This is a genomic window from Marinobacter flavimaris, from assembly GCF_045057155.1.
Taxonomy (GTDB): domain Bacteria; phylum Pseudomonadota; class Gammaproteobacteria; order Pseudomonadales; family Oleiphilaceae; genus Marinobacter; species Marinobacter manganoxydans.
Genome location: NZ_CP171359.1, coordinates 2,036,550 through 2,052,233 on the forward strand (window position 1 = coordinate 2,036,550; position 15,684 = coordinate 2,052,233).

18 protein-coding genes are annotated in these 15,684 nt (G+C 54.1%); 7 read left to right on the top strand and 11 right to left on the bottom strand.

What is annotated here, in order from left to right:
- Positions 1 to 19: 19 nt before the first annotated feature.
- The gene (locus ACGK9W_RS09465; RefSeq protein ID WP_008171349.1) at positions 20 to 502 is read right to left on the bottom strand and encodes a YajQ family cyclic di-GMP-binding protein; all 483 of its coding nucleotides are present in this window, start codon (positions 500 to 502) and stop codon (positions 20 to 22) included.
- Between the two features lie 111 nt (positions 503 to 613).
- On the opposite strand from ACGK9W_RS09465, the gene ACGK9W_RS09470 reads away from it, so the two are divergent.
- The gene (locus ACGK9W_RS09470; RefSeq protein WP_405420558.1) at positions 614 to 1,585 is read left to right on the top strand and encodes a response regulator; all 972 of its coding nucleotides are present in this window, start codon (positions 614 to 616) and stop codon (positions 1,583 to 1,585) included.
- Between the two features lie 307 nt (positions 1,586 to 1,892).
- Here the strand turns inward: ACGK9W_RS09470 and ACGK9W_RS09475 are convergent, their stop codons facing one another.
- The 4 genes from ACGK9W_RS09475 to ACGK9W_RS09490 form a co-directional block, all read right to left on the bottom strand.
- Positions 1,893 to 2,153 (bottom strand): DUF2442 domain-containing protein, encoded by a 261-nt coding sequence (locus ACGK9W_RS09475; RefSeq protein ID WP_405420561.1) that lies wholly within the window; start codon positions 2,151 to 2,153, stop codon positions 1,893 to 1,895.
- 9 nt (positions 2,154 to 2,162) lie between these two features.
- Entirely contained in the window at positions 2,163 to 2,429 is a 267-nt protein-coding gene (locus ACGK9W_RS09480) for a DUF4160 domain-containing protein (protein ID WP_053112549.1), read from the bottom strand.
- 29 nt (positions 2,430 to 2,458) lie between these two features.
- Positions 2,459 to 3,472 carry an AraC family transcriptional regulator gene (locus ACGK9W_RS09485; RefSeq protein ID WP_405420564.1) on the bottom strand — a complete coding sequence of 338 codons (1,014 nt, stop codon included), beginning with the start codon at positions 3,470 to 3,472 and terminating at the stop codon, positions 2,459 to 2,461.
- Positions 3,473 to 3,612: 140 nt separating this feature from the next.
- Positions 3,613 to 4,824: an argininosuccinate synthase gene (locus tag ACGK9W_RS09490; protein ID WP_117617664.1), complete on the bottom strand. Its 1,212-nt coding sequence runs from the start codon at positions 4,822 to 4,824 to the stop codon at positions 3,613 to 3,615.
- 212 nt (positions 4,825 to 5,036) lie between these two features.
- On the opposite strand from ACGK9W_RS09490, the gene ACGK9W_RS09495 reads away from it, so the two are divergent.
- A complete protein-coding gene (locus ACGK9W_RS09495; RefSeq protein ID WP_405420567.1) occupies positions 5,037 to 5,324 on the top strand; it encodes a BrnT family toxin in 288 nt (95 codons plus the stop codon).
- On the top strand, positions 5,321 to 5,536 hold the full coding sequence (locus tag ACGK9W_RS09500) for a BrnA antitoxin family protein (protein ID WP_405420570.1): 216 nt from the start codon (positions 5,321 to 5,323) through the stop codon (positions 5,534 to 5,536). The genes ACGK9W_RS09495 and ACGK9W_RS09500 overlap by 4 nt, the downstream gene beginning before the upstream one ends.
- An 80-nt stretch (positions 5,537 to 5,616) precedes the next feature.
- Here the strand turns inward: ACGK9W_RS09500 and fliS are convergent, their stop codons facing one another.
- The 5 genes from fliS to ACGK9W_RS09525 form a co-directional block, all read right to left on the bottom strand.
- Positions 5,617 to 6,015 (bottom strand): flagellar export chaperone FliS, encoded by a 399-nt coding sequence (gene fliS / locus ACGK9W_RS09505; RefSeq protein WP_405420572.1) that lies wholly within the window; start codon positions 6,013 to 6,015, stop codon positions 5,617 to 5,619.
- A gap of 36 nt (positions 6,016 to 6,051) precedes the next feature.
- A complete protein-coding gene (gene fliD, locus ACGK9W_RS09510; protein WP_405420574.1) occupies positions 6,052 to 8,043 on the bottom strand; it encodes a flagellar filament capping protein FliD in 1,992 nt (663 codons plus the stop codon).
- 268 nt (positions 8,044 to 8,311) lie between these two features.
- A complete protein-coding gene (locus tag ACGK9W_RS09515) occupies positions 8,312 to 8,746 on the bottom strand; it encodes a flagellar protein FlaG (protein ID WP_405420577.1) in 435 nt (144 codons plus the stop codon).
- Positions 8,747 to 8,816: 70 nt separating this feature from the next.
- Complete coding sequence (locus ACGK9W_RS09520) at positions 8,817 to 10,406, bottom strand: flagellin (RefSeq protein ID WP_405420580.1); 1,590 nt, start codon at positions 10,404 to 10,406, stop codon at positions 8,817 to 8,819.
- A gap of 25 nt (positions 10,407 to 10,431) precedes the next feature.
- On the bottom strand, positions 10,432 to 10,647 hold the full coding sequence (locus ACGK9W_RS09525; protein WP_405420581.1) for a hypothetical protein: 216 nt from the start codon (positions 10,645 to 10,647) through the stop codon (positions 10,432 to 10,434).
- 143 nt (positions 10,648 to 10,790) lie between these two features.
- Here ACGK9W_RS09525 and ACGK9W_RS09530 point away from each other — a divergent pair, with 143 nt between their 5' ends.
- From ACGK9W_RS09530 to ACGK9W_RS09545, 4 genes are all read left to right on the top strand, one after another.
- Positions 10,791 to 12,401 carry a flagellin gene (locus tag ACGK9W_RS09530; RefSeq protein WP_405420584.1) on the top strand — a complete coding sequence of 537 codons (1,611 nt, stop codon included), beginning with the start codon at positions 10,791 to 10,793 and terminating at the stop codon, positions 12,399 to 12,401.
- A gap of 145 nt (positions 12,402 to 12,546) precedes the next feature.
- A complete protein-coding gene (locus tag ACGK9W_RS09535; protein ID WP_405420586.1) occupies positions 12,547 to 12,786 on the top strand; it encodes a type II toxin-antitoxin system Phd/YefM family antitoxin in 240 nt (79 codons plus the stop codon).
- Between the two features lies 1 nt (position 12,787).
- A complete protein-coding gene (locus ACGK9W_RS09540; RefSeq protein ID WP_405420589.1) occupies positions 12,788 to 13,174 on the top strand; it encodes a type II toxin-antitoxin system VapC family toxin in 387 nt (128 codons plus the stop codon).
- A 104-nt stretch (positions 13,175 to 13,278) separates the two neighbouring features.
- The gene (locus ACGK9W_RS09545; protein ID WP_405420592.1) at positions 13,279 to 15,279 is read left to right on the top strand and encodes a hypothetical protein; all 2,001 of its coding nucleotides are present in this window, start codon (positions 13,279 to 13,281) and stop codon (positions 15,277 to 15,279) included.
- A 117-nt stretch (positions 15,280 to 15,396) separates the two neighbouring features.
- Here the strand turns inward: ACGK9W_RS09545 and ACGK9W_RS09550 are convergent, their stop codons facing one another.
- A complete protein-coding gene (locus tag ACGK9W_RS09550; RefSeq protein WP_341582261.1) occupies positions 15,397 to 15,672 on the bottom strand; it encodes a type II toxin-antitoxin system ParD family antitoxin in 276 nt (91 codons plus the stop codon).
- Positions 15,673 to 15,684 lie beyond the last annotated feature (12 nt).

The window sequence follows — 15,684 nt, forward strand, 5'->3', positions numbered from 1 at the left end:
AGATGGTGAAGCCTCCGGATCAGTCGCGGAAATTATTGAACTGCAGCGGGATATCCAGCTCAGCTTCGCGCAGCATAGCGATGGCCTCCTGGAGATCATCCCGTTTCTTGCCGGTCACCCGCACTTTATCGCCCTGAATACTGGCCTGGACCTTCATCTTCTGGTCCTTGATCATCTTCACAATTTTCTTGGCCATATCGGTTTCAATGCCCTGCTTCAGCAGCAGGTGCTGCTTGACCAGCTTGCCGGACTTGCTGTCGCCATCTTCCGCCAGAGCACGGGCATCGATGTTCCTCTTGGCAAACGCCATCCGCAGCATATCCAGCAACTGCTCGAGCTGGAACTCCTGCTCAGCGCTGATGGTAATGCCTTTGTCGTCCAGCTCAATGTCGGCTTCAACGTTTTTGAAGTCCCAGCGATTGCCTAGTTCCCGCTTGGCCTGGTCAACCGCATTGGTCACTTCGTGCATATCAATTTCTGAAACAATGTCAAAAGAAGGCATGGTCGTTATTCTCCAACAAGGTAAGAAGGTATACTTCTTCAATTTGCTGGGGATGATACCAACCCCCGGCATCTCCCGCACCTGACAACGGACTGGTAAAAGTAGATAACAATGCCCAATCTGGACCTTCCCATCCTCGTAGTAGACGACGCGAAATTCAGCAGTATGGTGGTAGGACGCACCCTGCGAAAGGCCGGATATCGCGACGTGCGCATCGTCAACGATGCCCCGGAAGCCCTTCAACTGATCGAACAGCGACCGGTGAGCGTGCTGATCGCCGACTGGCTGATGCCTGAGATGGATGGCCTGGAACTGACCGATCAGGTCCGCCAGCAGGACGAACAGAACAACCATTATACCTACGTGATCCTGCTCACGGCCCGGGAAAGCGTGGAAGCACTCTCGGAAGCCTTTGATCGGGGCGTGGATGACTTCATCTACAAGTCCGACATGACCAAACAGCTGATCCCCCGCATCTTTGCGGCAGATCGAATGGCCGACCGCCAGAATACCCTGCTGAAGGCAAACTCACTGCTGATCGAGAACAACCGGGAACTGGAATCCACCAACATCATTGATCTGGAAACCGGCCTCTGCAACACCAAATACGGCCGCGAGCGGCTGACCAAGATGCTGCGCCACGCTGAATCCCGCGGCGGATGCTCTGCCTACGTGCTGTGCGGCATTCGCAACTGGCAGGAACTGAAACGCAAACACCCGCCCACGGTGATGAGTGAGCTGGGCATCGGCATCGCCCGCCGCCTGAGCACCCTGATACGCCCTATTGATGCCCTGTGCCGCGTCGGCGACAACCAGTTCGCCATCATTGCCTACTTCCCGAACAGCGACCATTGCACAACCACCGCCTTCCGGCGCGTGTTCGACGGCATCAACCACAAAGCCCTGAAAACCACTGCCGGTTATATTTCCGTGGAGGCAGGCATGGTGCTGTGCAAGGCAAACGCCCAGAACGGCACGCCCTCGATACAGGATATGGAGCGGGCCGCAGTGCAGGGATTGGTGGATGCCTATGATACCCGGCGGTTTACCGAAACGGCGCCAGAGCTCGATGCAACGGCATAGCCTGAAATTGGGGTCAGATGAAAATGGGGTCAGATGAAAGTTCATCTGACCCCATTTTCATCTGACCCCTCTTCACAGTCGGTAACACTGATACACACTTCACAAACAGACAGGCAGAAGCGGAAGACCTATTCTGCAATTGTGGATTCAAGCAGTATCCCCCATGGCGGAGGAGCCGTGCAGTACCTCCGCCGCCAAATGGGGAATGAGATCCACCGGATTAACGAATTTTTCAGGCACTTTCGTTCTTTCCTTGTTTTTTGGGCCAGCTTTTTAGCTGGCCTTTTTATTATAAGCCTGACACCCATTACCCTTCGGAAACTTTCAATAACGCTGACCGCTTTAACTCCTGCTCCACCGTCTCCGGCGCAATATCCTGACCATTGGGCCAAGTAATCGCACCATAGCTGATACCGACCTGCCGAAAATAATCCGTATCTTTCAACTCATGAAAAATGCCTTTTTCAAGGTAAGGCGACATATCCAGAACGCCTTCCAGGCCATCAATACGTACTACCTTCAGCTTATAGTCATCTAGCGCCTCAACACTCTTGATATCCCAATACATCCGCACCTCCTAGAGCGGAGCAACCCTGAAGGGTAGCTCCCCATGAACAGCCAAATCCCAGTCTACCAGCAATTCTTCCCTGTGAAGCTCAATCCATGCCTGAACGAGACGGAGCTGTTTTCTCGGTAGGGTACCGGCGAGTAACTCTCCATCATGCAGACTCACCGATGCTTCAAACTCTGCGTACCGAGCATGAATGTGTGGAAGATTGTGATGATTATTATCCAACAGGTACATTCTTATCAGAATGCCATAGAACATCGAGATTACTGGCATTTTTGCTCTCCTTAGCTTGCCATCCAAATTCAGTTTTTACGAAAATCCCCCGGAGTCTGACCCATCACCGCCTTGAACTTGCGGTGGAAGGATGTCGTCTCGCTGTACCCCAGCCGGAAGGCGATATCGGGAATACTCATTTCGGTGTTTCGCAGGTAGTCTTCAGCCATCTGCTGGCGGACTTCATCCAACAGCTTCTGGTAGGACACCCCCTCCTGGCCCAGCTTGCGTTGCAGGGTGCGGCTGGTCATACCCAGATCTTCAGCAATCATATCCTGCCGGGTGACCCCGTCCGCAAGTTGTTTCTGAATACTCTGTTTTACCCGGCTGGTCAGATCCGTATCAGAATCCAGCAGGGCCAACTGTGATAACGCATGAGTTTCCAGGGTCTTGCGCAACAGCGGGTCTGGCTGGCGCAGGCGTGTGGACAGAAGACTCTGGTGCAGGATAACGCAGTCCTCTTCGGCACTAAACTCCACCGGGCACTGCCAACGCTCTGCATAGGCCTTCTCGTAATCGCTCCCCGGGGAGGAACGCCGAAGCTGTACCCGCAGTGGCGAAGCCTTCCGGTTATCCGCCAGCCAACGGGCATAGTTGATCCATGAGGCAAACACATTGTCCACTACCTGGGGCCATACCAGCGGATCCGTAAAGTTGCAGGTCCACACCAGAGACACTTCATCACCATTCATCCGCAGCCCCGTGGTGCCCATATCTCCCACCAACTTTTCATAGGGTGCAATTCGAGTGACAGCCTCTCCAAGCGTCGCACAACTCATCGTTATATAACCAAGCACGCTATAGGAGCCCGGCTGCACGTAATCACCGGTTTCCAGGCCCAGGACAGGATTACCCGTTGTTTCGGCAAGCAGGCGGATAAAGGTTTGAAACTGCTCGCCGTTCAGGCGACCGTCACCGGTATCGAGAATGTTCAGCTCAAGGCCCGCTTTGCTGAAAAGGTTGGAGGTATCAATGCCTTTGGCATCGGCGTAGCGAACATATTGGCGTAGGGCAGAGACGGAAGCGGTTCCGAGAGGGGGCATGGTGACTTAAATCGTTGTTGGTATTTTGTCGAAGAGTATAACCAAAAACGCCGGATTGTGGATGAAAACGGGGTCAGATGAAAATGGGGTCAGATGAAAAGTCATCTGACCCCATTTTCATCTGACCCCAAGTTCACGCTCTAAAGCTTGCGGCCTTTCCCTGCAGCAATCCGCAGGCGAAGTGCATTCAGCTTGATAAAGCCTTCCGCATCCTTTTGATCATACGCCCCCTGATCTTCCTCGAAGGTGGCAATCTTCTCGTCAAACAGGGAATCCTCAGACTTGCGGCCAACCACGTCCACATTGCCCTTGTAGAGCTTCAGTCGAACCGTGCCGTTTACATAATCCTGGGTCTGATCGATCAGGGCCTGCAGAGCCTCGCGCTCCGGTGACCACCAGTAACCGTTATAGATCACCTCCGCATAGCGCGGCATGATGCTGTCTTTCAGGTGCGCCACTTCGCGGTCCAGGGTGATGGACTCAATGGCACGGTGGGCGCGCAGCATGATGGTGCCGCCCGGGGTCTCGTAGCAGCCGCGGGACTTCATGCCCACGTAGCGGTTCTCGACAATATCCAGGCGACCAATACCATTCGCGCCGGCAACCTTGTTCAGGGTTTCCAGCACCTCATGCGCCTTCATCTCATGGCCGTCGATGGCAACAATATCACCCTTCCTATAGGTCAGCTCAACGTAAGTCGGCGTATCCGGCGCGGCTTCCGGAGACACGCTCCAGCGCCACATGTCTTCCTCGGCTTCCGCCCAGGGATCTTCCAGATTGATGCCTTCGTAAGAGATGTGCAGCAGGTTGGCATCCATGGAGTAAGGCGACTTGCCCTTCTTCTTCTCCACCGGGATATTGCGCTCGTCGCAGTAGGCCAGCAGCTTCTCGCGGGAATTCAGATCCCACTCGCGCCAGGGAGCGATCACCTTCACGCCCGGCTTCAGGGCATAGGCACCCAGCTCGAAGCGCACCTGGTCGTTGCCTTTGCCGGTGGCACCGTGAGAAATCGCATCGGCGCCGGTTTCGTTGGCAATGTCGATCAGGCGCTTGGCAATCAGCGGGCGGGCAATGGACGTACCCAGCAGGTACTCGCCTTCATAGACGGTGTTCGCGCGGAACATCGGGAACACATAGTCGCGCACAAACTCCTCGCGCAGGTCCTCGATGTAGATTTCCTTAACGCCCAACGCCTCGGCTTTCGCCCGCGCCGGCTCCACTTCCTCGCCCTGACCGATGTCGGCGGTGAAGGTCACCACCTCACAGTTATAGGTATCCTGCAACCACCGAACGATGACGGAAGTATCCAGGCCACCGGAATAGGCCAGCACCACCTTTTTGATATCAGACATGCCCTTGCTCCAGACTGAACAGAATGGATAGAAACTGAGGGATATCCGGAGTGAGAGTGAAGACGGGGTCAGATGAAAGCCTTCATCTGACCCCAATTTTAGCCTTACCCCAAGGTATACCCCAATTTCTCGATCGAAATAAGGCGCACATTGTACGGAACTGCAGCGGGAATGGCTATTGACTAACGTAGCAGCGTACATACACTGTACGTATGATCAAATTCGAATGGAATCGAACCAAAGCAACGTCGAACGAGAGAAAGCACGGAGTCAGCTTTGAAGAGGCGCAAACTGTCTTTTTTGATGAGTTTGCCATCCAGTTCTTCGACGAAGAAAACTCACAGCATGAGGACAGGTTCCTCATGCTTGGAACAAGTGCGCTCGGCAGAATCTTGCTTGTCTGTCACTGCGAGCGTGCAGGAGGCAATGCAATCCGAATAATTTCCGCAAGGAAAGCGACAGCCAGAGAACGCACACACTACCATGGTGGCCTCTCATGAAAGCAGAATACGATCTCTCGAAAATGAAGTCGCGGCCGAACCCCTATGCCGCCAAACTCAAAAAGCCTGTAACAATGCGGCTCGGGGAAGATGTGCTGGAGTACTTCAAAGAAATGGCCGAAGAAACCGGCGTGCCATATCAGACTCTTATAAATCTTTATTTGAGGGACTGCATGGCCAATCGGCGGACGATTGATATTCGTTGGGAGTGAGCCTCCTGATGCCCTCGCTGCGATGGAATCAGGTGCGCTCATGGGGTCAGATGAAAGCGTTCATCTGACCCCGACTTCACTCAGACAGCTTGCTGCTGCCCCATCGCTTCTTCGCGAATGCCATCCCAGCCTTCCTTGATTGACCGCAGCAGGTTAGCCACTTCATCGAGCCTGGCCACATCGTTCCTGGCATTCGCCTCGAACAGCGTTCGCTCCATGTAGTCATAAAGCCCTTCGAGCCGGGCCGCGAGGTCACCGCCCTGCTCGAAATCCAGGAAGCTGCGCAGGCCACCGATAATCTCGATGGCCTTGGTGATCAGCTTACCCTTGCCTTCGTAATCCTTCGCCTGCATGCGGGCCTTCGCCATGTTGATGCGCTCCAGAGCTCCGTTATAAAGCAGCTGGATAAGCTTGTGCGGATCCGCATCGGTGATGCTGGTTTGGGTGTTTACTCGCTGGTATGCCTGTAAACCGTTCATGCTAGACCTCTTTGTTCGCTAACCGGACCGGGCCGGTCAGTTGTTGTTCCGGTTGTTTTGGGGCGCAAGCGCCGCGAGTTGCTGAGTTACGTAATCCTGGGTGCTGTTGAGCTGGGAAATCAATGAATCAGCAGCGGTGAACTGGCTGACCAACCGTTCACGATAAGCCGCGATTCGCTCTTCAAGACGTGCCTGGTTTTGCTGAATCTGCTCCAGGTCCCGGTTCAGACTCTCCGTGCGGGATTCAATCGCACCATCCGCACCAACGAAACTTGTTACCAGATCAACCGTACGCTCGGCCACACCTTCAACAAAGGTAATGGAACCTCGACTGCCAGTCTGATCTCCAAGTATACGGACCTGCAGTCCGGAAGCACCGCCGTTGCCGTTCCCAAGGAACAGGACCTGCCCATCGCCCTCGGCAGTCCGGCCATCAATAGTGCCAGCCACATCGACGCCGGTCGCAGGCGTGACAGAATCCAGGCCGAAAGTGGTCGGATTTTCCGCCGAAGTGAGGGATACCGAAGACTCGCTTCCGTATTTTGCAGACGTGAAGCTCAGGTTGCCGCTTGCATCAAGCTCAACCTGTACGGACGTGCCTGCCGCATTCAGGGCATTATTGCTATTCAACTGGGACTGAATCTCATCCACCAGATCCTGAGCAGAGGCGTAGGTTTGCTGAGTCAACTGCAGACTAACGGACGTCTCACCATTGACTTGAAACGAGAGCTCATCGTTCGCTCCATCAATCGTAATGCCATCGGCAAGCGCACTACCGGCCAAAAGAGAACCCTGCGTTGCCGCCTGGGTAATGTTGATGCCGTATTTACCCGGGGCAGTATCAAGACCGCTGCGCACAAACTCGACCTGGCTGTCTGTCGTGCGCCCCTGCTCTGCAAACAGAGCGGTAACATCATCCGGATTATTCTTGAGCTGCTCCTCAAATTTCGCCCGGTCAAACTCAAGGCCACCAGTCTCAAAGTTGGTGGTAATGCCCACATCCGCCAGACTGCGAACGCTGGAGTTTTCCAGACCCGGCACAACGCGGGTCAACACCTGGCGCAACTGGTTCTGAATCGTCCGCACGGTGCTATCGCCCGTAAGCAGACTGCCCACGCCCGCCTCGGAATTAAAACCGGCAAGACTATCGATCGTGGATTGGAGGCCGTTGAATTTGTCGACAAAGCCCTGAACCCGGTCCGCAACCGCACCGAAATCCTGCTGAACCTTGATAATGGAAGAGCCTGTGGCGGCAATATCAAACGTCAACCCATCAATCACGTTCTCAAAGCTATTGGTGGAGCGGGTAACCTCAACACCGTTGATTTCCATAACCGCATCTGAAGCGGCAATGGTTTCGCGCAGACCGGAATCCACATCCATTCCGGTATTGAAGGCAAAGCGCGACAACCCCAGGTTATCGGTATCGGTTCCAACCGTGTCACCCGATACAGAAATACTGACGGCATTGGCGGTACCAGTCTCATCCGCGGAAAGAACCAGTTGGAAACCGTTGCCGGTATCAATCACACCCGCCGACACGCCGGCGTCGGCATCATTGATGGCATTCGCCAGCCCCTGAAGCGTGTCGTTGCTGCTATCAATGGTGATGTTCGTGGTTTTGTCGCCAACATTCAGGGTCATCGCCCCCTGCCCGACGCTGGTTGCATCGCGGTCGGCAAACACATCACGGGAAGCCAGCGCCTGCGCACCGGCAAGGCTGGTCACCTCCACGCTGTAGGTGCCCCGGCTAGCCTTGGTGCTATCCACGGACACGGCAATGTCTTCATTGGAGGAATTCGCCGAAAAGGCCTTGAGATTGTCCGGGGCACTGAGCTGGCGCATGGGCAAACGCAATTCGGTAACGGCGCTACGCAGCTTTCCATAGGCGGAAATCAGAGCCTGGGTCTGTTCTGTTTTTTGAGTCAGCCGGTTTTCGGTAGGCGCGCGCTCTGCCTGCACCAGTTGATCAACCAGATCCGAATTCAGAACGCCTGAACCAAGACCCAACGATGATATGTTTGCCATGCTCATGCCTCCTCAAGGGGGCGAAACTCGATACTGACCAGTTTATCGGCAAAAGGCGGCAAAACTTTGCCTTTTTCTCACGCCGATTTGTAACACCGCGTAACAATCGGCGCCATTCGGGGTCAGAAGGAGTGGCCCGGGGTCAGAAGAAAGCCTTCTTCTGACCCCATTTTCAAACTCGCACCCAAAACGAAAACACCGCCAAACCCTAAAAGGTAAGGCGGTGCTGAAATACCGTCGTCCATATCAGCGCAAAAGCGGCAAGCCCTCACACCTTGATGTTAAACAACGTCAGCGGCTCATCCTGCTGCAAGTTCTCTGCCAACCTCAATGCCACTTCGTCCGGAATCTGGCGAATCACTTCCCGGGTTTGCTGATCGACCACCCTTACTACGGTCTGCCCGAGCTCATTATCCACTTCAAACTGCAAATCCCGCTGCACATTCTGAACAAAATCGTTCAGTTGGCTAACCGCATCATCCAGTTGCTCCCGTGTGGCTTCATTCCGAGCCTGGAGCTTCTCAGCCTTGGACACGTCCGAAGCAACCTGAGAGCTCTCAACCTGACTGACTGCGGCAGACGAACCAGCAAGGTCGGAGGCATTCCTGCCCTCGGCCTGAGATGACGAAATTGCCCGAGCCGGCACTTGCTCACTGGTGCGAACCAGCTTCAGATCCGGGCTGTTCAGGTTAACGTCATTCATAGCTTTACCTCACTATCCTCAAACGGCGTTAAGCCGGAACCCGAAGGTTCCAGCTTTTACCGCTGGCCCCTTACTGCAGGAGGGACAGAACCTGCTGCGGACGGGCGTTTGCCTGAGCCAGGACGGAGATACCGGCCTGCTGCAGCACCTGCGACTTGGAAAGTTTTGCAGTTTCTGCGGCGAAGTCTGCATCCAAGATTCGGCTGTTGGCCGCGCTCAGATTTTCAGAAGTCGACGCAATATTTGAAATGGTAGATTCAAAACGGTTCTGAACCGCACCAAGTTTTGCTCGCGAACTGTTAATGCTATCAAGTGCCGCATCGATAGCCAAAATAGCCTCGTTGGCGCCAGTTACTGTGGAAATATCGACAGTGGCCACAGACTTTGACGTATCAACATTCAAAATATTTTGAGATGTCGCATCAAAGCCAACTACCGCTGCGCCAGCTTCTATGTTGACCAACTCATTGGACTGAAGAGTAATATCGCCCCTGAAAGTCGCAGTGTTATCTCCAGCTGCGACGGTAGTCGCACCGCCTGTTGTAAGAATAGTGTCCAATGGATCGGCAACAGCGCCACCACCAGGATCAGTGTTAACAACCCCACTTACAGTTTCTTTTAACTCAATATTACCGCCGGAACTGTTGGTGAAAGTTAGTTCGTTTGTATTAGCGTCAAAAGAGGCCGTTACACCAGTCGTATCAGACTTTGAATTTACCGCATCCTTAATATCTACAGCCGTTACGTTCTGACTAGTGAAAGTAAGGTCCTGCGAGAAAACATTCTCACCATTTATCGCGAGTGCATAGGTTGCTGTGTCACCAGCTGTGTCAGCACTAAAGCTAACCGCATTGGCGGTACCTACGCTGATCGTTTTTGAGTTGGACGCCACTGCACTAACGCCAGCATCACTAGCATTTATAGCAGCCGCCTTGGCAAATGCGCTATCGTCCGTTTCACCCCGCGCTGTCTCTCCGGTGAAGTCTGACGACTTCACGATATTGGTGCCGTTGATGGTTACATTGGTGCCATCGATAGCGTTGGAGTCAACTCCAGTGTATGCGTCCGCAGTGCCTTCAACGGTACCCGCCGTGTTAATTGCGGCTACGCCTGAGGTGGGGCCACCGGTTCCTTTTTCATTTACGATTGAACCAATTTGAGTTGCACGTGCGCCATCCACGGTTACATTAATAGTCTGGTTAGCATTGGCACCAACTTGGAACTGCTGCGCAGTAAAGTTTCCGTTGAGCAGCTTGGTGTTATTGAACTCGGTAGTAGTCGCTACCCGCTCAATCTCGCTTTGTAACTGAGCAACCTCTTCCTGCAGCGCCTGACGATCAGATGAGCTGTTCGTTGCGTTGGCTGACTGAACAGACAGCTCACGAATCCGCTGGAGAGAGCTGGTAATTTCTCCCAATGCGCCCTCAGCAGTTTGAGCCAAGGAAATGCCATCATTGGCGTTGCGCTGCGCGACATTAAGACCTGAAATTTGCGCTTGGAAACGGGTGGAAATGGCGAGACCGGCAGCATCATCCTTTGCAGAATTGATACGCAGACCTGAGGACAAACGCTCCAATGCCTGATCGTTCAGCTTCTGGGAATTGCTCAACTGATTCTGAGCAGACAGTGAAGCGACGTTAGTGTTAATACCGAGAGCCATATTGCTTCTCCTTCGACAGATGTCGTTATTTCATGGAAAAGGTCTGGCGCCCGTTCTTTGTTTGGGAGCGCCGCCCTGTTACTCCACTTAACGGCGCCACATCCGGTTGCTTTAGAAAAAAATCCGTTGTTTTTGTTAACAAATGTAAAACCGGCAATTCAATTCCTTCCGAAGCGGCAGCTCTTTGTCCTCCCATGTTCTTCTCAATCGGCGAGAAAAACAAAAAGTGCATTAAAAACATTGACCTAATCTTCAATTTTGAAAACTGGCATGCCCTTCGCTTATGTCTCTACAAAGCGGCAATTTAACGAATTTCAGCCGGCGGGGGTTCCCATTAAAGGTCGGGCACCAGGCTTCCGGCACCTCTGAGCAGGGAGAATTGATATGCCTCAGGTCATTAATACCAACATTGCTTCACTGAATGCGCAGCGCAACCTGAACGCCACTCAGGGCGATGCCAACATTGCTTTGGAAAGACTTTCGTCTGGGTTGCGCATCAACTCGGCTAAGGATGACGCGGCAGGTCTTGCTATTTCCGAACGCTTCACTTCTCAGATTCGAGGCTTGAATCAGGCGGTGCGAAACGCGAACGATGGCATTTCCCTCGCTCAGGTCGCAGAGGGGGCGCTGAGCGAATCAGCGAACGCCTTGCAACGAATTCGAGAGCTGTCGGTTCAATCGGCCAACGCGACAAACTCCGGTTCTGATCGTGCCGCCCTCCAAGCTGAAGTTGCTCAGCTGATCGAAGAAATCGATCGCATTGCCACTGAAACGCAATTTAACGGATTAAACGTCTTGGATGGGTCATACATAACCCAACAGTTTCAGGTTGGCGCCAATGCCAACCAGACCATCGGTGTCTCGGTTGATGGAGCCAAAGCTAACCAACTTGGTTCAGTCGTTGATCTCGCTGGCACGACCGCCCGCGCTGGTGCAACGGCACTTGATGGCTCACCCACCGACGGCTCCTTCACAGGCACCCCGACATCCCCGGCAGCTGTCGACCAATTCACGGGCGTTAGTGGCACCACCACCACTGCAGGGAACGGATTAGTTATTAACGGCAAGAGCGTCTCAGATTCAGATCGCTTTGCAGGCACGTTGGACGGACAAACGGGCGACAGCGCCTACGCTAAAGCAGCAGCAATCAACGGGACCGGCATCGATGGAGTGCAGGCACTGGCAAAAACAGAAAAAAGCTTTGCGGGCATTGGCTCAAACGAGCTAGTGACATTTAACAGCGGCGGCGAAGCCGACACTGCGTCCTACAAACTCACGGTAAACGGAACTGTGGTCTTGGAGACATCTCTTGATGGGGGCGATAGCGTTTCACTCTCAGACGCAGAAGCCGCCATCAACCAGTTCACATCGAAAACCGGTATCAGAGCGTCTGTAGATTCAAGCAATGAACTGGTTCTAACTGCAAAAGATGGTCGAAACATCATTCTGGATGAAGACATTTCCATCACAGACGACGCTAGTACCACAACCGGGCAATCTGTTCTCACCTCTGTGTTCCAAAATGGTTTCACCCAAACTGCCGATACTGATGCTAGTGCGTCTAATAGTTACACTTACCGCGGCGAAATCACCCTGCAATCCCTGGGAAATGTAACAATAACTGAAGGTGCAGACATTATCGGCTTCAGCCAGACCCTGCTTTCTGTGGAAGAGTCTCAAAATGTTGCCACTATTGATATCTCCACTGTAGCAGGGGCTAATAAAGCTCTGTTAGCAGTAGACTCTGCGTTGCAATCTATCAACAGCATACGGGCCGACTTGGGTGCAGTGCAGAATCGATTTGAAACCACTATAGCCAACCTGAGCACTTCAACTGAAAACCTGTCGGCAGCCCGCTCACGCATTCGAGACGCAGACTTCGCAGCGGAATCCGCCGAACTGGCCAGGACCCAGGTCCTTCAGCAGGCCGGCCTGTCGGTACTGGCCCAGGCCAACGCAAGGCCTCAGCAGGTGTTGCAGTTGCTGCAGGGATAACAGCGCTTGACCTGAAAAGTGGAATCAAAGCGGCCGAGCTAATAGCTCGTCCGTTTTGGTTTTGCATTGCCCTTTTGCCACAGTAGCTAAAAACCGAAGCCGGGTGATAAACTAAGCTTACCAGACTAAACTAAGGTGATTAACCATGGAATCGATCAACATGCATGAAGCAAAAACCCGGCTGTCACAGCTTGTGGCTCGTGCCGCCAAAGGCGAGGCCTTCATTATTGCAAAGGCTGGCAAACCGGTTGCCCGCGTAACCGCTTACGATTGCCCCGAAGCAGGCCAGCAAAAGAGGATCGGCTTCATGGAAGGTGAATTTTCTGTGCCGGATGATTTCGACCGGATGGGTCAGGATGAAATAGTCGAAATGTTCGGAGGCTGACGTGAACCTGCTTCTGGACACTCACGTTCTGCTCTGGGCTGCGGCTGAGCCCTCCAAGTTATCCCCTCGGGCTACAGAGCTGATTGGCAATGAAGAGAACCGCCTGCTTTTCAGTGCTGCCAGCCTTTGGGAAGTCGTTATCAAAAATGGTCTGGGCCGGCCGGATTTTCGGGTTGACCCTCATTTGCTGAGGCGCGGGCTTGTCGATAACGGCTATTCTGAACTGCCGATCACCTCGCAACACACACTTGCGGTAAGCCACCTCCCGGATATCCACAAGGATCCTTTCGACCGGATTCTGGTCGCCCAGGCAGAAACAGAGGGTTTCTTGCTACTTACCTCTGATGAGCTGGTTGCACGCTATCCGGGGCCTGTTCGGTTGATTTAGAGAACTGGCACACCTTTCGCAACACCTCCCTCAAAGCACGGCAAACCGTCGAAAACTGCAGACCTTTGCCGCTCCCAATTGCGGCTGTATTCACGAGGTGTCCCATGCAAGCCAAGCATCAAGTTCAGGTATCCCAATCCCAACAGGCCCAGGTTGCGCGCCTGCTCCTGCAGGCCAACCTTGCCTATGGGGAGTCCAACAGCAACGGCCTCAGCCATATCCAGCGGCTTAAGGCCCGCCAGGAGTGCCGGGGCTATCTGAACGAGGCGTTGGCTCTTGAGCCTGAGAATGCCGGTGGTCTGGGCCTGCTTGGCCGCGTGGAGATGGACGACGGGCAGCTTGAGAAAGCACATACCCTGTTCAATGCCAGCTTGGACCATCAGCCGGATCAGGCGCAGCAGTATTGCAACCTGGGCTACTGGGCCCTGAAAACTGAGAGGCCGGCGCTTGCAGAGCAGTATTTCCTGCAAGCCCTGGACTGCGACCGGCAATCTGCCGCCGCTTTCTGCGGCGTTGCCCACGCCAAGCGATTGCAGGGCCAGTTTGATGTGGCCTACCTGCATTACCGCAAGCTGCTGGAAACCGGTGCCGAATGGGATTCCGTTTACAGCGGCATGCTCACCTGCGCCCAACATCTGGAAGTAAACAAGGCGGATTCCGCCCTGGCCCTTGATGCTATCGCCCTTCTCCAGCGGGACGGTCTGCCGCATCAGGAACTGGGCCGGTTTGTCGGCGCGATTATTCATCACCACTACGGCCTTGAAAACCCGGACGCACAGATTTCCCTTGAAGCCGCCAGCGAAGACGAACTGCTGACCCTTGCTCTCCAGAAAACCCTGATGCCCAATCCGGCGGTGGAAGAGCTGGTTACCCTGCTGCGTCGGGCAATTATTGCCGAAGTCGCACAAACCGTTGAACTTCGGGACGAACTGCAACGCCTGACACTGGCCATCGCTCAATACGCCGACAGAACCGGCTATGCCCTGGCAGCTGAAGACGATGAAGAACGACTGGTCTCTGCTATCAACGACAGCATCCAGGCCCAGTTCGCCCTTGGCGAGGAACAGGACGGACTCATCGGTTCACTGATGATCAGTGCAATGTATGGGGCTCTCTTCCACCAGCCCTTCGCGGTACAACTTGGCCAGTGGAATCTCGTGGACTGGCCCCTGGCATTACAGCCCGTTCTGGCCGCCAGCTATTACGACCGGGCTGAGGAAGAGGCGATCAAACAGAATTTCGATGAGAAGGCCGAGGAACTTTGTCTGGATAAGACCGATGTTCCCCAGGCATGGCCGTCCTGGTCCCAGTTGGCCTACCGCACCGAAAGCAGCCTTAAAACATTGATGGCTACCGAACTGGGGCTGGACACAGAAAACCTCCCGGCCACTCTTCGCCTCATGATCTGCGGTGCGCAGTCCGGCCAGCGGGCGATGGAACTGGCCAGCTATCTGGACGATGTGGAAGTGATCGCGGTGGATGAATCCCTGGCCAACATCGCCAAAGCCACGCGCATGGCGAACGAGATGGGTATGGACAACATCGTGTTCTGGCCCTGGTCCATCGCCCAGCGTTTCGTTGCCGATGGCCACCAGGTGCACTGGATTGAAGTCGGTCGCCTGCCCTCACCGGCCATGACCACCCTGTCTCTGGCGGCTCTGGTTAACCAGGCCACCGGCTCCGGCGCTGTGGTGCACATGCACACCGCCATTGCCGAGCAAACGTCCGGCGACAAACAGATTCGTAAACTGGTTGCCGAGCACAAGCTTCAACCCACCCGTCAGACGCTGCGCCAGCTCCGCCGGATGGTTCTGGCCAACAGAAACGATGCCGCCTGGCAGGACCTGACCGCCGACGCCGATTTCTACAGCCTCGGCGGCTGCAGGGACAGATGGTTCCGGCCGCAGGATACCGCCCAGCTGAAAGAGTTGATGGCTATGGCGAGTAATGAGGTGGAATGGAAGCTCGTGAAAGCGCGGGATGTAGATGGCCATAGCCTGGCAACGGGGCCGGTTCAGCAGCAGATTCAGGCGGAGGCTTTGGGCAGTGAGGTGCAGAGTTTGATGGGGCAGAATTTGAGTGTTTATTTCGTGAAGCGGCGGTGATGTGAAGTTGGGGTCAGATGAAAACGGAGGCAAGCCTGTAATTTTGAATGGTAAGCATCAGCCTGCATTTCACCAAAGCTTTCCAATCCATGGAGGTAGATAGAGACAATATCTTCTTCAGCCTTCCTGCTGAGAATGTAATTCATCGACCTCTCCATCCCTGGCTAAAAACTTTGCTGCAGCTCTGAGTTCATCCATTGAACGCCTTCCCTCTCCGCTCGCAATTCCCTTTGAAACGAAAGCCTGTAACTGGTCGATTTTGTGCCGCCTGTCTTGATCTTTGCGGATCAAATCACGAACGTAATCGCTGGTATTGGAATATCTGCCAGATTCCGCTTGTTGTTCTGCCCACGTTTTCATCGCATCGGGCAAGGATATATTCATTGTTGCCATAGCTACGCCCTC

Coding starts and splice junctions, on each gene's coding strand:
- ACGK9W_RS09465 (WP_008171349.1), bottom strand. CDS start 502: ATGCCTTCTTTTGACATTGTTTCAGAAATTGATATGCACGAAGTGACC.
- ACGK9W_RS09470 (WP_405420558.1), top strand. CDS start 614: ATGCCCAATCTGGACCTTCCCATCCTCGTAGTAGACGACGCGAAATTC.
- ACGK9W_RS09475 (WP_405420561.1), bottom strand. CDS start 2,153: ATGTATTGGGATATCAAGAGTGTTGAGGCGCTAGATGACTATAAGCTG.
- ACGK9W_RS09480 (WP_053112549.1), bottom strand. CDS start 2,429: ATGCCAGTAATCTCGATGTTCTATGGCATTCTGATAAGAATGTACCTG.
- ACGK9W_RS09485 (WP_405420564.1), bottom strand. CDS start 3,472: ATGCCCCCTCTCGGAACCGCTTCCGTCTCTGCCCTACGCCAATATGTT.
- ACGK9W_RS09490 (WP_117617664.1), bottom strand. CDS start 4,824: ATGTCTGATATCAAAAAGGTGGTGCTGGCCTATTCCGGTGGCCTGGAT.
- ACGK9W_RS09495 (WP_405420567.1), top strand. CDS start 5,037: ATGATCAAATTCGAATGGAATCGAACCAAAGCAACGTCGAACGAGAGA.
- ACGK9W_RS09500 (WP_405420570.1), top strand. CDS start 5,321: ATGAAAGCAGAATACGATCTCTCGAAAATGAAGTCGCGGCCGAACCCC.
- fliS (WP_405420572.1), bottom strand. CDS start 6,015: ATGAACGGTTTACAGGCATACCAGCGAGTAAACACCCAAACCAGCATC.
- fliD (WP_405420574.1), bottom strand. CDS start 8,043: ATGGCAAACATATCATCGTTGGGTCTTGGTTCAGGCGTTCTGAATTCG.
- ACGK9W_RS09515 (WP_405420577.1), bottom strand. CDS start 8,746: ATGAATGACGTTAACCTGAACAGCCCGGATCTGAAGCTGGTTCGCACC.
- ACGK9W_RS09520 (WP_405420580.1), bottom strand. CDS start 10,406: ATGGCTCTCGGTATTAACACTAACGTCGCTTCACTGTCTGCTCAGAAT.
- ACGK9W_RS09525 (WP_405420581.1), bottom strand. CDS start 10,647: ATGTTTTTAATGCACTTTTTGTTTTTCTCGCCGATTGAGAAGAACATG.
- ACGK9W_RS09530 (WP_405420584.1), top strand. CDS start 10,791: ATGCCTCAGGTCATTAATACCAACATTGCTTCACTGAATGCGCAGCGC.
- ACGK9W_RS09535 (WP_405420586.1), top strand. CDS start 12,547: ATGGAATCGATCAACATGCATGAAGCAAAAACCCGGCTGTCACAGCTT.
- ACGK9W_RS09545 (WP_405420592.1), top strand. CDS start 13,279: ATGCAAGCCAAGCATCAAGTTCAGGTATCCCAATCCCAACAGGCCCAG.
- ACGK9W_RS09550 (WP_341582261.1), bottom strand. CDS start 15,672: ATGGCAACAATGAATATATCCTTGCCCGATGCGATGAAAACGTGGGCA.